9 protein-coding genes are annotated in these 15024 nt (G+C 34.9%); 8 read left to right on the top strand and 1 reads right to left on the bottom strand.

Going from position 1 to position 15024, the window contains the following annotated elements; translation table 11 throughout:
- Positions 1-168 precede the first annotated feature (168 nt).
- Entirely contained in the window at positions 169-1647 is a 1479-nt protein-coding gene (locus tag AC3EMB_RS15700) for a DHA2 family efflux MFS transporter permease subunit (RefSeq protein ID WP_340783307.1), read from the top strand.
- 734 nt (positions 1648-2381) lie between these two features.
- Positions 2382-5579, top strand: a complete 3198-nt coding sequence (gene cypD, locus AC3EMB_RS15695) for a bifunctional P-450/NADPH--P450 reductase (protein WP_078401018.1) — start codon at positions 2382-2384, stop codon at positions 5577-5579.
- Positions 5580-5774: 195 nt separating this feature from the next.
- Here cypD and AC3EMB_RS15690 read toward each other — a convergent pair whose 3' ends face one another.
- Entirely contained in the window at positions 5775-7886 is a 2112-nt protein-coding gene (locus AC3EMB_RS15690; RefSeq protein WP_340720026.1) for a TerD family protein, read from the bottom strand.
- A 550-nt stretch (positions 7887-8436) separates the two neighbouring features.
- Here AC3EMB_RS15690 and AC3EMB_RS15685 point away from each other — a divergent pair.
- From AC3EMB_RS15685 to AC3EMB_RS15660, 6 genes are all read left to right on the top strand, one after another.
- Complete coding sequence (locus AC3EMB_RS15685; RefSeq protein ID WP_000022543.1) at positions 8437-8865, top strand: DUF5412 domain-containing protein; 429 nt, start codon at positions 8437-8439, stop codon at positions 8863-8865.
- A 308-nt stretch (positions 8866-9173) separates the two neighbouring features.
- Positions 9174-10133 (top strand): class A beta-lactamase, encoded by a 960-nt coding sequence (bla, locus tag AC3EMB_RS15680; RefSeq protein ID WP_071731926.1) that lies wholly within the window; start codon positions 9174-9176, stop codon positions 10131-10133.
- A 190-nt stretch (positions 10134-10323) separates the two neighbouring features.
- Entirely contained in the window at positions 10324-11010 is a 687-nt protein-coding gene (locus AC3EMB_RS15675; protein ID WP_000444089.1) for a response regulator transcription factor, read from the top strand.
- Positions 11007-12083 (top strand): HAMP domain-containing sensor histidine kinase, encoded by a 1077-nt coding sequence (locus AC3EMB_RS15670; protein ID WP_488517123.1) that lies wholly within the window; start codon positions 11007-11009, stop codon positions 12081-12083. The genes AC3EMB_RS15675 and AC3EMB_RS15670 overlap by 4 nt, the downstream gene beginning before the upstream one ends.
- Before the next feature lie 192 nt (positions 12084-12275).
- Entirely contained in the window at positions 12276-13037 is a 762-nt protein-coding gene (locus tag AC3EMB_RS15665) for an ABC transporter ATP-binding protein (RefSeq protein WP_043937121.1), read from the top strand.
- 16 nt (positions 13038-13053) lie between these two features.
- The gene (locus AC3EMB_RS15660; RefSeq protein ID WP_488517122.1) at positions 13054-14883 is read left to right on the top strand and encodes an FtsX-like permease family protein; all 1830 of its coding nucleotides are present in this window, start codon (positions 13054-13056) and stop codon (positions 14881-14883) included.
- Positions 14884-15024 lie beyond the last annotated feature (141 nt).

The following is a 15024-nucleotide window of genomic DNA, read 5'->3' as shown; positions in this document are numbered from 1 at the left end:
ATCAACAAAAAGATTTTAAAATGGTATGTTGAGCAAGTGGAATTGCTAAAAAGAGAATATCCATTCGAAGAGTTTGGCAAAATACTGCAAGGGTAATGTTTTCTTGTGCAAATATGTAAACGATTTAAACGAATCAATGAAATTTATAATGAAGGGGCAATTAAATATATGAGTGAAACATTACATAAAAGAAAACCACCATATTTAATGCTTGTAATCCTTTTTATTGGGGCATTTGTTTCATTTCTAAATAACTCCCTTTTAAATGTAGCCTTGCCATCAATAATGAAAGATTTAAACATTCAAGATTATTCAACGATCCAGTGGCTTTCTACAGGGTATATGCTTGTAAGTGGTGTATTAATTCCGGCATCAGCATTTTTAATAACGCGTTTTTCAAATAGGAGCCTATTTATTACATCTATGGTGATTTTTATTCTTGGTACTGCCTTAGCGGCTGTAGCACCGAACTTTGGTTTATTACTTACTGGTCGGATGGTTCAAGCGGCAGGCTCTTCAGTTATGGGACCTTTGTTAATGAATATTATGCTAGTAAGCTTTCCGAGAGAAAAAAGGGGAACAGCAATGGGGATTTTTGGACTAGTTATGATTACAGCTCCAGCAATTGGGCCGACACTATCAGGTTATATTGTAGAGTATTATGACTGGCGCTTGCTTTTTGAAATGATTTTACCGTTAGCAATCATTAGCTTACTGTTAGGGATTTGGAAATCTGAGAATGTCATGAAACAAAATAAAAATGCAAAACTTGATTATCTCTCATTACTATTATCTTCTGTCGGTTTTGGTGGTTTGTTATATGGATTCAGTTCTGCAAGCTCCGATGGCTGGACGAATAAAGTTGTCTTAACAGCCTTAATCATAGGCGCTATTGCCTTAATTGCTTTCATTATCCGTCAATTAAAAATGGATGAGCCGTTATTGGATTTACGTGTTTACAAGTACCCAATGTTTGCACTTGCGTCTGTAATTGCAATTGTCAACGCGGTGGCCATGTTTTCGGGTATGATTTTAACACCAGCTTATGTACAAAACGTCCGTGGTATTTCGCCGCTGAGCTCTGGGCTGATGATGCTTCCAGGTGCGGTTATAATGGGGATTATGTCACCAATTACAGGTAAACTATTTGATAAATATGGTCCTCGGATTCTTGGCATAGTGGGGCTTTCCATTACAGCTGTTTCAACTTATATGTTGGCAAGTCTGCAAATTGACTCTAGTCACACACATATTATTCTTATCTACACACTGCGAATGTTTGGGATGGCGATGGTTATGATGCCACTTATGACAAATGGTCTTAATCAATTACCAACTCGCTTAAATCCGCACGGTACAGCTGTTAATAATACGGCTCAACAAGTGTCCGGTTCGATTGGTACTGCTATTCTTGTTACGATTATGAACTCTGTAACAAAAACAAAAGCTGAAAGTTTAATGTCTCATATAGATCCAACAACCTTTACAGAAACTACGAAGGCAATAGTAACTCAGAAGGCTTTATTATCTGGAATTCAATATTCATTTTATGTAGCGCTTGGTATGAATGTTGTTGCACTACTATTAGTTTTTTTCGTTAAACGTGTAGATACAAGTGCGGAAGCTGTCGAGAAGTTAAATCGGTAGAGAAGAATAAAACGTTAGATAATGATTCCTACAAGTTGTTTGCTGCTAAGGCGCCGGTATTTAAAGCTGGAAAAGAACTGAAAGAAGCAGTGAAATAATTATGTGGTGAAAGAGGACCTGATATGAATATCAGGTCCTCTTTCATTAGTAACACGGTATACTTGCTTATCGTATTGGTTTAACTAAACTACTGATTTTTCGAATACTACAATCTTAAGCTCGTCAACTTTTCTATTTTGGGGTGTTTTAGAAGAAAATAAATCAAAATAATCGTTTTTATAAACAAATACAAGAGATGAGATCCGTTTGCAATTTCTCATAAACATTACAAGTCTAGATTATCTTTTAACACCAACATTAAAAGGCTCCAACTATATTTATTCGTTTCATTTTAATTTAGTATTTTTCTACAAGTTATAAGTCTAATTGCCAAGCTTATACGTAATATCATAATCATGAATAGTTAGGGAAAAGATAAAATAAGGTAATCAATTACATATCTTTATCCCAGGCGATTAGTTGCTATTTCTTCTTTATTAAATGGGATATTTTATCCCGAATTAACGGGCAGTAAGACCCCCACCTCAAAATTTAGCGGAAGCAAAGAAGTTAGGTGGGGGACCAACTGCCCGTAAAAGCCCGATTGGTTCAACTAATAATCAGTGGGGGATGAACAAAACCCCCACTGATTAAAGTTTCACTTTATTTCATGCTTTTTTGAAAGGGTGTTTTAAATGGAAAAAAAAGTATCTGCCATTCCTCAGCCGAAAACATATGGACCGCTGGGTAATCTCCCATTAATCGATAAAGATAAACCGACCCTATCCTTTATCAAGATAGCGGAAGAGTATGGTCCCATTTTTCAAATTCAAACTTTAAGTGATACCATTATTGTCGTTTCCGGACATGAACTGGTAGCAGAAGTCTGTGACGAAACACGGTTCGATAAAAGTATAGAGGGTGCTTTAGCAAAAGTTCGCGCCTTTGCTGGAGACGGATTATTTACTAGCGAGACTCACGAGCCTAACTGGAAAAAAGCTCATAATATTTTGATGCCTACATTTAGCCAACGGGCAATGAAAGATTACCATGCTATGATGGTTGATATTGCTGTACAACTCGTTCAAAAATGGGCACGACTTAATCCGAATGAAAACGTAGATGTTCCGGAGGATATGACTCGTCTTACGTTAGATACAATTGGTCTATGTGGTTTTAATTACCGATTCAATAGCTTTTATCGTGAGACCCCTCATCCTTTTATTACTAGCATGACCCGTGCTCTAGATGAAGCGATGCACCAATTACAGAGGCTGGATATAGAAGATAAACTCATGTGGAGAACGAAACGTCAATTTCAGCATGATATTCAATCTATGTTTTCTTTAGTAGATAATATTATTGCTGAACGTAAAAGTAATGGGAATCAGGAAGAAAATGATTTACTTTCCCGTATGTTAAATGTGCCAGATCCGGAAACTGGTGAAAAATTAGATGATGAAAATATTCGTTTCCAAATTATTACCTTTTTAATAGCTGGACATGAGACAACAAGTGGATTGTTATCTTTTGCAATTTATTTTTTATTAAAGAATCCGGATAAGTTGAAAAAAGCCTATGAAGAAGTAGACCGTGTTTTGACAGATCCTACTCCAACATACCAACAAGTTATGAAACTGAAGTATATACGGATGATTTTAAATGAATCGCTACGTCTATGGCCTACCGCTCCAGCATTCAGTCTCTATGCAAAAGAAGATACAGTGATTGGCGGGAAATACCCAATTAAGAAAGGCGAAGATCGTATTTCTGTTCTTATTCCACAGCTACATAGGGATAAAGATGCATGGGGAGACAATGTGGAAGAATTCCAACCTGAACGATTTGAAGAGCTGGATAAGGTTCCTCATCATGCTTATAAGCCATTTGGAAATGGCCAGAGAGCATGTATCGGTATGCAATTTGCACTTCATGAAGCCACTCTTGTAATGGGAATGCTTCTTCAACATTTTGAATTAATCGATTATCAAAACTATCAGCTGGACGTAAAACAAACATTAACGCTAAAGCCCGGTGATTTTAAGATTAGGATTCTACCCCGAAAACAAACTATTAGTCATCCTACTGTTCTTACACCTACAGAGGACAAGCTTAAAAACGATGAAATTAAGCAGCACGTTCAGAAGCCACCTTCTATTATTGGGGCCGATAATCTTTCACTTCTTGTTCTGTACGGCTCGGATACAGGTGTAGCAGAAGGTATTGCAAGAGAATTAGCAGATACAGCTAGTTTAGAAGGAGTTCGAACGGAAGTGGTAGCTCTTAACGATCGGATTGGAAGTTTGCCAAAAGAAGGAGCGGTTCTTATTGTAACTTCTTCTTATAATGGAAAACCGCCAAGTAATGCAGGACAGTTTGTGCAATGGTTGGAGGAACTAAAACCGGATGAGCTAAAAGGTGTTCAATACGCAGTTTTTGGTTGTGGAGATCATAATTGGGCTAGTACCTATCAACGGATTCCAAGATACATTGATGAGCAGATGGCTCAAAAAGGAGCAACAAGATTTTCTAAACGCGGAGAAGCAGATGCAAGTGGTGATTTCGAGGAACAGCTTGAGCAATGGAAACAAAACATGTGGTCTGATGCGATGAAGGCATTTGGATTGGAGCTCAACAAAAATATAGAAAAAGAGCGCAGTACTTTGAGTCTGCAATTTGTTAGTCGTCTTGGAGGATCTCCTCTTGCACGAACATATGAAGCAGTTTATGCATCTATACTAGAAAATCGTGAACTCCAATCACCCAGCAGTGATAGAAGTACACGACATATCGAGGTATCTTTGCCAGAAGGCGCTACATATAAAGAAGGAGACCACCTTGGAGTGTTGCCAGTTAATAGCGAGAAAAATATCAACCGAATTTTAAAACGTTTTGGATTAAATGGGAAGGATCAAGTTATACTGAGTGCAAGTGGACGAAGTATAAATCACATACCTTTAGACAGTCCTGTTAGTTTATTGGACCTTCTTAGTTATAGTGTTGAAGTTCAAGAAGCTGCCACTCGAGCACAAATACGAGAAATGGTAACATTCACAGCATGTCCTCCTCATAAAAAAGAATTGGAAGCATTATTAGAAGAAGGAGTTTACCATGAACAAATACTAAAGAAACGGATTTCAATGTTGGACCTTCTTGAAAAGTATGAGGCTTGTGAAATCCGATTTGAACGCTTTTTAGAACTTCTTCCTGCGCTCAAACCGCGTTACTATTCTATTTCAAGCTCTCCACTCGTTGCACACAATCGTCTGAGCATTACGGTCGGTGTTGTTAATGCGCCTGCATGGAGTGGGGAAGGGACATATGAAGGAGTCGCTTCTAATTACTTAGCTCAGCGTCATAATAAAGATGAGATTATCTGTTTCATTCGAACGCCACAATCAAACTTTGAATTACCTAAAGATCCAGAAACACCAATTATTATGGTTGGGCCAGGTACTGGAATTGCACCATTCCGTGGATTCTTGCAAGCGCGTCGTGTTCAAAAGCAAAAAGGTATTAACTTAGGACAAGCGCATCTATATTTTGGTTGTCGTCATCCTGAAAAAGATTATCTCTATCGTACAGAATTAGAAAATGATGAAAGAGATGGATTAATCTCTTTACACACAGCTTTTTCTCGTCTAGAGGGACATCCAAAAACATATGTACAGCATTTAATAAAACAAGATAGAATCAATTTAATTTCGTTATTAGATAATGGAGCTCATCTTTATATATGTGGTGATGGAAGTAAAATGGCTCCAGATGTAGAAGATACCCTTTGTCAAGCATATCAAGAAATTCATGAAGTCAGTGAACAAGAAGCAAGAAATTGGTTGGATCGTGTGCAAGATGAAGGGCGATATGGAAAAGATGTTTGGGCTGGTATATGAATGTTTCTTAATTAGTTACGTATTAACTAATAAATTTCACTTTATTAGTATAGTGTATCTAGATGAATAATGATTAACCGGACTATTTAGTATCTACTAAATAAAAACAGGACCTGATATTCATCTATCAGGTCCTGTTTCACATAGACATTATACATGGATATTTTCCACACATTATCAATGTTTGTAATGTAGTTAGCCTTGTGGGTCAGCAATAAAATCAGATATTATTTTTTCGATATCGAAAGGAGTAATCCCTTTATCCAAAGAAAAAATGCTTTCTGCTTCTTCGATTTCTTGAACGAGTTCACCTCTAGCTTCAATATGTAATCGGAACAAGTCATATAAATTCGGTTTAACTAAATTAGTTAAAGCCTTTCCAACTAGTATCATACCTTTTTGATTAGCCTCGATGGTATTATCATAAGTTAGATCTCTTGTAAGAGACAAATCTGTCCAAATCAATTTTCGTTCCTTTAAGTCTAAAATAACTGGAATAGAGATTTGGGTGTCGGCAGTAATATCTACTTTATCTTGAACAGTAGAAGGTTCAAATACTTCACCTGAACCAGGATATTGACGAACCATCCAACCAGTAAAGCATTCTGGTAAATCTTTATATGGTTGGTCTGTGTAAGAAAGCAAAGTCATAACTACATAGCGTCCACCATATTTCAGCACAGACGGAATATCGAAATCAATGAATTCAGATGCTCCCTTTGGTGCAGAAGTAATATCTCCGCTATGGTAGGCTTTGAAATTTTTTGAACGTAAGTTCGTGAAGGATACATGTTCTTTGTATTGCCAATCTTCGTCGTACATTGCAGCAGACAAATCAATGTCAACGCGTCCTGTATGTTGTCCATTCACATAGCCTTCTTTCCACCATAGGAAAAAACGAATCGTATCTCCTTCTGGCAAATCTACTTTACTTCCTCGAGATAATGTGCGAAGCGCTTTGCTGGCTGAACGTTGAGAGAAGGGAACTAAGTGATTTTTTAACTGTTCATCCAAAAATACTTTTCCAAGACTTGGAAGTTCTGTGAAGCGATTTTTTAAAGTATCTTCACACATTTTTACAATCATTAAACAAATATCCTCTGAGATAAATGGAAGTGTATTTTCAATACCTATAGCTTTTGCTACATTTCCCTTTGGAAAAAAGGTACGAAATTCATTTTTATCATTTCGATGCTTAAAATGAGCCGTGAGTTGAAGTAATACAGGAGTAGAAACGTTTCCTATTATACTTAGAAAATCTTCGAGAATATTGAAAACATCTGTTGACTTATTACTACATAAACGGATTAAATGATCCAAGCGTCTGGCAAATTCCCCCGGGCGAGTTTTTAAAAGATTTTTCGCTGTCATGATATCACGATTCAACAAAGCTGCTTCTATTTTTCCATTAAATGTTTCAACTTTAATGTTGTTGCGAAGCATCTCAAATGCTCGGTGGGTTTTTGGGAAACGAGTATGATATTCTGCTGGATGAAGAATTTCACCTAAACGAATCCAACGTTTTTTGTATCGAATCATATCTTCGGTAATGTTTCCGCATTGCTCTAACAATCCTAAAAGGAAGCGTCTTTCTGCTCGGTTAAACTTCTTGAATCGAACGGAGGATGCTAAACTCACATCGCCTTCAGATAAAGCAACTGCAAGGCGAAGAACATCAGTTGCCGTTTTAAAATACTTTGCAGCAGCATCGGCTGATATTTTTCTGTTTATTAATAAAACCCCAATTATAAAAGACATATTTTCCTTATGAGGAATTACATTAGGTAGAAAACAGGAAACATCTTCAGTGTGTGTAATAGCCCATTCTACATCTGTCTTATCAGTTGAGGAAATAGAGCTGTTTGCACTAATCAATTGAGAAATCATTTGATTGAAATCTTCTTCACTTCCTAAGTCAATAACTTTCAAATCAACGCTATCTAAAAGAGGGAGTCGTTCTTCTACTTTTGATACAGGTAGGCGCAACGTCACATAATGAATAACGGCATTGATGTATAAATCAGCGTCACTTAAATCCATCATTTGTTGCGGAAAGTTTGGATACATAGGAGTAAACTGAATATGTGCACCAACCATTTCTTTTAAATGTTTTACCAACTCTTTGTAAAACGATGTGAATGCATCAACCGAAAGTGTTTGCAACTCTTCTATTAAAGGCTCGGAAAAAGTAAATCCTAAACTTTCCAAGTTTTTTAAAACAGTGGCTAAATACATGTTCGGTAGTTTATTTTCTTCTCTTTTTATAATTACTTTCAAACTTCTTCTTATGTAAATAGAATTTTTCATGAGAACGCCAGCTATTCACTCCTTATAAAAGAGGGGAATAGTCTGACTGTCCTCCTTTCAGTGGTAGATTTTTATTTTTACATGCATAAACACACTAATTGTAGAGAAATGCACTGAGGGTATAAAGCTATTTTTTAGTGAAAAATTAGGGGTATAACATTTAGTTGTTAAGTGGTAATTTGTTAATTAAGAAAAGAAAACCTCTACATCAATGGTTGATAAACTAAAGTTTATTCAAACCCAAAGAAGAAAGAGGTTTTATAGTCTAATTATTTTCATAGGAAATTGACAACTCTAAAACAATTTGAAATTTCTACAAAGAAGGAAGAATTGTCATAGCCTATGTGTTTAGCAGGAAAGTAACATCCCTATTTCGCCAAAGAAGTTAGAAGGAAGGAACGTCATAGCCTGCTTTATTAGTATATTCTCTTGCGGAGAGCAATTCAAGTATACTGTCTGATTTTTTAAAGTTTTCCTAAATGGGAATTTTCATGTTTATCCCGTATTAAAGGAGGATTTTTATTTTTGATATATTATGGAATGGAGTTGAATGAGTATTATAAATACAAAAGGTGAAATTAAAAAAACAAAAAGAAAAGTATTACTAACTATACTTACTATGTTAGTAATTATAATTGGATTTGGATATTGGAAACTTTTTAGTTTGCAAGGTGTTCCAAAAGGGGAATTAATTCGAACAGTGAAATCTCCAGATGGAAAATATCTCATCAAGACTTATTTCCATAATGCAGGATCATTAAGTGCGGATGCTGTTAGGGGTGAATTAGTTAACCTTGATACAGATTCAGAGAAAAATATATATTGGAATTATCCAGATACCGATCCATATATTGAATGGGTAAATAAGAATATTGTTAGAATTGGAGATCAAACTTTAGATGTTTCGCAGAAAGAAACCTATGATTGGCGTGATGATGATAAGCACGTTAAAGAAATGCCTAAACAGTTTAGTAGATAAAACAAGAAAATTTAAATGTATTTAATCTTATTTGTTTAACTATAGATAGTATTATATGAGTGAAAGAGTCCATTTAAATCTTCTAAATGGACTCTTTTAGGTTTCTAGATACGACTACTGATAAAAATGGAACAAACTTGTTACTTAGGTTGTCTATTAAGTATACGTATAAAACAGGTGTTCATGATAGTTCAATCATTTTATGAAAAGTGAGATGCAAGAAGAGTGATATCCGATACACTCTTTAATTGTATCGATATGTATAACACCTAGAAAAACTATATATTCTTGAAAGAGGTTGAAAATATATGATAGTCTTAAACAAGTTTTTTAACATTTTACATTACAAAAAGATGGTACCTGTAGTATTTCTTTCGTGTGCAACGCTTATAGGCTGTTCCGATGGCAATACTCAGTCTGAATTACCTAAACAAACAAAACAAACGAAACAAACAAATCAAACCAAACAAGAAACTACTGGTAATGATTCTTTTGCTAAACTTGAAAAAGAATTTGATGCTAAACTCGGTATTTATGCATTGGACACTGATACGAATCAAACCGTTACGTATCAATCAGATAAACGGTTTGCATACGCATCTACCCACAAAGCTTTAGCTGTGGGAGTACTTTTACAAAAGAAATCAATAGAAGATCTAAATCAAAGAGTTTTGTATACTCGTGAAGATCTTGTTAATTACAATCCAATTACAGAAAAGTATGTTGATAGGGGTATGACTCTGAAAGAGCTTGCAGATGCTTCCCTTCGATATAGTGATAATACTGCCCAAAATCTTATTCTTAAACAATTAGGTGGACCTAGTGAATTCAAAAAATCACTGAGAGAAATAGGAGATACCGTTACAAATCCTGAACGTTTTGAACCAGAGTTAAACGAAGTGCATCCAGGAGACGTACATGATACTAGTACCCCAAAGGCATTAGCTACTAGTCTTCAGGCTTTTGCGCTAGGAGATGTACTTTCAACTGAGAAACGGGATTTATTAATAGATTGGATGAAAAGGAATACTACGGGAGACAACTTAATTCGTGCTGGAGTTCCAGGAGGATGGGAAGTAGCTGATAAGACTGGATCAGGATCTTATGGAACCAGAAATGATATCGCAATTATTTGGCCACCAAATAAAAAGCCAATTGTTCTTGCGATACTTTCTAATCATGATAAAGAGGATGCTAAATACGATGATAAGCTTATTGCAGAAGCAACCAAAATAGCGCTGGGTGTCTTAAAAGCTAAAAATAAATAATAATAGTATTAGTTATTGAAATTTTCTTGTTTTTTAGTCACAATACTGTGACGGTCTTTTTGTGTATTTTACAAAAAATCGTCTTAAGTAAAGAAAGAAGATAGAAACCATCTCTATTAAGTTTATTAACTAAGTAACAACAAATATATGCTTTATTGGATACTTATTGCATTTAATGTGGAGGAATAATATGGAGTCAAAAATTCTTATTGTTGATGATGATAAAGAGATTAGAAATCTTATCTCTGTATATCTGGAAAATGAAGGCCTAAAAACTCAAAAGGTAGAAGATGCTATACAAGCTTTACAACTGTTAGAAGAAAAGGAATTTGATTTGATTATTTTAGATATTATGATGCCGAATATGGATGGCATTGAAGCATGTATGAAAATTAGGGAAGATCGCAATATGCCTATCATTATGCTATCTGCAAAATCTGAGGATATAGACAAAATTCAGGGCCTAGCCTCTGGTGCAGACGATTATTTATCAAAACCGTTTAACCCACTAGAATTAATTGCTAGGGTAAAATCCCAATTAAGAAGGTTTAAAAAATACAATACGTCCATAGAACATAATAAAAGTATTCTAGAAATTGGTGACTTAACCGTGAATACAGATACTCGTCAAGTATGGGTAAGGGGAAAAGAAACAAGGTTAACTCCAAAAGAGTTTGCTATTCTCGAACTACTCGCCCGCAACAAAGGGATTGTCCTGAGTGTAGCAAAAATATATGAAGCAGTTTGGAAAGAGGTTTTTTATAAATCAGATAATACCGTCATGGTGCATATTACAAAAATAAGAGACAAAATTGAAGAAGATTCTAAACATCCCATTTATATTAAAACTGTTTGGGGAATTGGGTATAAAATATGAAGAATGTTAGTTTCAGAAATAAGATTATTATAAAACTTCTTGGTGCTGTTGCAATTAGTTTTTTTATTTCATTTGGTTTAACAATTCTCATTGTGCAATACGTCATAGATCCATTTTTTATAAAACACGAAGATTTTGGCATGTTTGAAGTGAGACTCGCAATGTTGTTCTTATTTACGTTCGCAATCTTAAACTTTATAGTAATCTTTTTGCTATTGGTTCGAAAGAAAATAGTATATTTGAAGCTCATTTCGGAAAATGTGAATGATATTGCAAATGGAAAACTGGGTTTAACAATTGGGATTAAGGGGAAGGACGAATTGACCCAACTTGCTCAAAATATCAACTATATGTCCAAGGAATTGGAGAATACATTTGAACAAGAAAGACAATTAGAACGTACAAAAAATGAACTTATCACCAATGTATCTCATGATTTACGCACACCTTTAACATCTATTATTGGCTATATAGATTTATTAAAAAGAGGGCAATACAACAGTAACATACAATTACAGGAATACCTTGAAACCACGTATTCAAAGTCACAGAGACTGAAATATTTAATTGATGAGCTGTTTGAGTATACTCGTTTATCAGGTATAGATGCTAAGTTAAACCTTAATGAAGTTGATTTATCAGGTTTGTTGGAACAAATAGTTGGAGAATACATACCTATATTTGAAAAGGAAAGTTTAATCGTTCAAAGATCTATCGCGGAAGAAACAATACCTATCTTCATAGATGTAGAAAAAATGGTACGTGTTTATGAAAATCTTTTTATGAATGCGATAAAGTACAGCATGAAACCATCCGAATTATCTATATGTCTTGAACTAATAGGTAACAAGGCAATGTTGAAAGTATCAAATAAAGTCGAGAAACCGCCTGTTAGCGATCCAAATAAATTGTTTGAAAGGTTTTTCAGGGGGGACAAGGCAAGAAAAGATGACCAGGGAAATGGACTGGGACTTGCTATTTCAAAAAGAATTGTTGAACTTCATCATGGTAATATACATGCAGAATATAAAGATGGTTGGATGTCTTTTATTGTTGAACATTCAATTAGATAGAAAGCTTATGGAACTACAGGTTCCATAAGCTTTTTTTAAAACTTAAGAAATCTTAAGGATTTTACGGGGTGTTTCCTAATTTTCATAGTTTATCATGGGTGTATTCAAAGTGATGAGGTGAGCAAAGAAGATAAAAGGAAAGATTTCATTGTAGCTTATTGTAATGAAATAAAAAAATGTAGGAGGATATAAATGATAAAGCCAGTTGTAGATGTAAAAAACATTCAAAAATTGTACGGTAAAAAAGGTGAGAATCAATCACGCGCATTAAAAGGTGTATCATTCTCAATTCAAGAGGGAGAGTTTGTTGGTATTATGGGGCCTTCTGGTTCTGGTAAAACAACATTATTAAATGTAATTTCAACGTTAGATAAAGCGACAGGCGGCGTTGTTGAAATTGCAGGAACGGATATTACGAGGATGAAGCAGGGTGAACTTTCTGATTTTCGTTCACAAAAGTTAGGATTCATTTTCCAAGACTTTAACTTATTGGAGAATTTATCTATCTATGAAAATATCGCACTCCCACTTTCACTTCAAGGTGTTTCATCTCGTAATATTGGAAAGAAAGTAGAAAAAGTAGCTGATATGTTAGGCATTACAGCGATACTTCAAAAATATCCTTCTGAAGTATCTGGTGGACAAAAGCAACGTTCCGCAGCAGCACGTGCGTTAGTTCATGAACCAGCAATTATTTTGGGAGATGAGCCGACTGGAGCTCTAGATTCTAAAAATGCAACGAGTTTACTTAATGCCATGACAAGCTTAAATAAAGAGCAAGGTGTATCCATTATGATGGTTACGCATGATCCTTACAGCGCAAGTTACTGTCAACGTATTTTATTCATTCAAGATGGTGAGTTATATAAAGAAATTCATCGCGGTAGTACCCGTGAAGAATTCTATAAAGAAATTTTAGATGTGCTTGCAAACTTAGGCACACAAAAAGCGTAAGGAAGGAAGTTCAATCATGTTATTTAAGCTTTCTATGTCAGGCCTAAAAAGTAAGTTGCAAGATTACATTGTTTTACTTGTTGGTCTTATTGTCTCTATTTCAACTTTTTATATGTTTCAAACGCTAGCATCCAATAAAACGTTCCTTGAATCTAACTCTTCTATTAGGGATATTGTGGCTGTCTTTAAAATTGGTTCCGTTTTGTTAGCGATTATCACATTTTTCTATATTTTATATGCAAACTCTTTCTTATCAGCTCTTCGTCAAAAAGAATTTGGTATGTATATGATGTTAGGAGCAAAAAAGCATAAAGTTACCTTACTTATGTTCATTGAAACAATCATATTAGGTGCCACCTCTCTTTTGATTGGAATTACAATTGGTGTAGGACTTGCAGAAGGTATCGGTCAGCTATTAATGAAACAACTCGAGTTTGCTGGCGAAGGTTATAAAGCATTTTATCTGCCATCTATAGCTATTACTTGCATCTTTTTCTTTGCACTCTTTGTATTATCTGCAATTATGAATAGTATTAAATTATCTCGTATTTCTGTACTGCAACTTGTACATGCTGATGAACAAACAGAACGTGTTGCCATAAAAGGAAAAATGACAGTTGTAGTTGCATTCCTTGGTATTCTTTTATTGGGTATTGGTTATACATCACTTATTTATATATCATATGCAAATTCGCTAATTGTTTTGGGATTAATGGCTGTTGGATTAATCTCAGCAACTGTTGGTACTTACCTTATATTTGGATCACTTCTTCCAGTTATGATTAACAAGCTAAAGAGTAATAAAAAACGTAGTGAAAAAGGCCTCAATGCTTTTACTTTTGCACAATTAAATTTCCGCATTAATAGTCTAACAAATGTGCTTGCAACAGTAGCAATTTTAGTGGCTCTTGGTGCTGGTGGAATTGCTTGTGGTATGGCATTTAAAAACAACATCCTAAAAATTACAGATCAAATACAAATTTACGATTCAGTCATTCATAATCCAACAGTGGAAGAAAAGACAATTTTGGGTAGTATCTTATTTCAAGAAAAACTTGAATATCATTACAAAGTTGATGATAGATATGTTTATTATCTTAAAGAAGATGTAGAGAAAAATCGCCCTTTCTTGCAAGGTATGAAAATAGAGAAAGCTTCAGAGGAAATACCAATTGGTGCATTTTCAATAAAACGGGCTGAAGGAGAGACAGACACAAAACAATGGATTCAGGTTTTCAGAACGATCCAGCCCAATTATTTATATCCTGATTATGAAATAAAAATTGTAGATTATAACATATACAATGGATTGAAGGGTAAAGAAAGTATTGTGTTTATGGGGAAAACAGATGATTTTGGATCATACATAAAAGAATGGAAAAAACTTGATGAATTACAGATAGCAAAATATAAAAATGTGAAAGCGGAAGAATTGGGTAGTAAGTATCAAACATATATTATGAGTCATGATTTTGCCAGCGGACTAATGTTTATGGGTTTCTTCGTTGGAATTGCATTTTTAGCAATGATGGCAAGCTGCTTAATGTTTAAAGTTCTGTCGGGAGCATCAAAAGATGTAACACGTTATCAAATGCTTCATAAAATTGGTGTTCGCCGAGAGTTATTAACAAAATCGATTTATAAAGAGTTATTCTTCATATTCTTATTCCCAGCAATTGTAGGGATTACTCATATATTAGTTGGTATGAACATGTTTAGCCCTCTTGTAATCGATCCGTACTCTCGCATTTGGTTACCACTTGTTATTTTTGTAGTAATTTACTCGATGTATTACTGGATTACTGTTCAATTATTTAAAGGAATTGTACTCCCTAAAAAAGATTAATGTAATGATGTTGTTTATCCCGCATTAACGGGCAGCACGATTGGTGAGGGCTCATAATCAGTGGGGGATGAACAAACCCCACTGATTAAAGTTTCACTTTATCTTCTACTGTACCTTGTAACTACATTTTACCTTGCTGTA

It is taken from the genome of Bacillus sp. LQ16, from assembly GCF_057784645.1.
This window is presented reverse-complemented; position numbering and strand designations above follow the sequence as displayed.

Coding starts and splice junctions, on each gene's coding strand:
- AC3EMB_RS15670 (WP_488517123.1), top strand. CDS start 11,007: ATGAAGAATGTTAGTTTCAGAAATAAGATTATTATAAAACTTCTTGGT.
- AC3EMB_RS15665 (WP_043937121.1), top strand. CDS start 12,276: ATGATAAAGCCAGTTGTAGATGTAAAAAACATTCAAAAATTGTACGGT.
- AC3EMB_RS15660 (WP_488517122.1), top strand. CDS start 13,054: ATGTTATTTAAGCTTTCTATGTCAGGCCTAAAAAGTAAGTTGCAAGAT.
- AC3EMB_RS15700 (WP_340783307.1), top strand. CDS start 169: ATGAGTGAAACATTACATAAAAGAAAACCACCATATTTAATGCTTGTA.
- AC3EMB_RS15690 (WP_340720026.1), bottom strand. CDS start 7,886: ATGAAAAATTCTATTTACATAAGAAGAAGTTTGAAAGTAATTATAAAA.
- AC3EMB_RS15675 (WP_000444089.1), top strand. CDS start 10,324: ATGGAGTCAAAAATTCTTATTGTTGATGATGATAAAGAGATTAGAAAT.
- cypD (WP_078401018.1), top strand. CDS start 2,382: ATGGAAAAAAAAGTATCTGCCATTCCTCAGCCGAAAACATATGGACCG.
- bla (WP_071731926.1), top strand. CDS start 9,174: ATGATAGTCTTAAACAAGTTTTTTAACATTTTACATTACAAAAAGATG.
- AC3EMB_RS15685 (WP_000022543.1), top strand. CDS start 8,437: ATGAGTATTATAAATACAAAAGGTGAAATTAAAAAAACAAAAAGAAAA.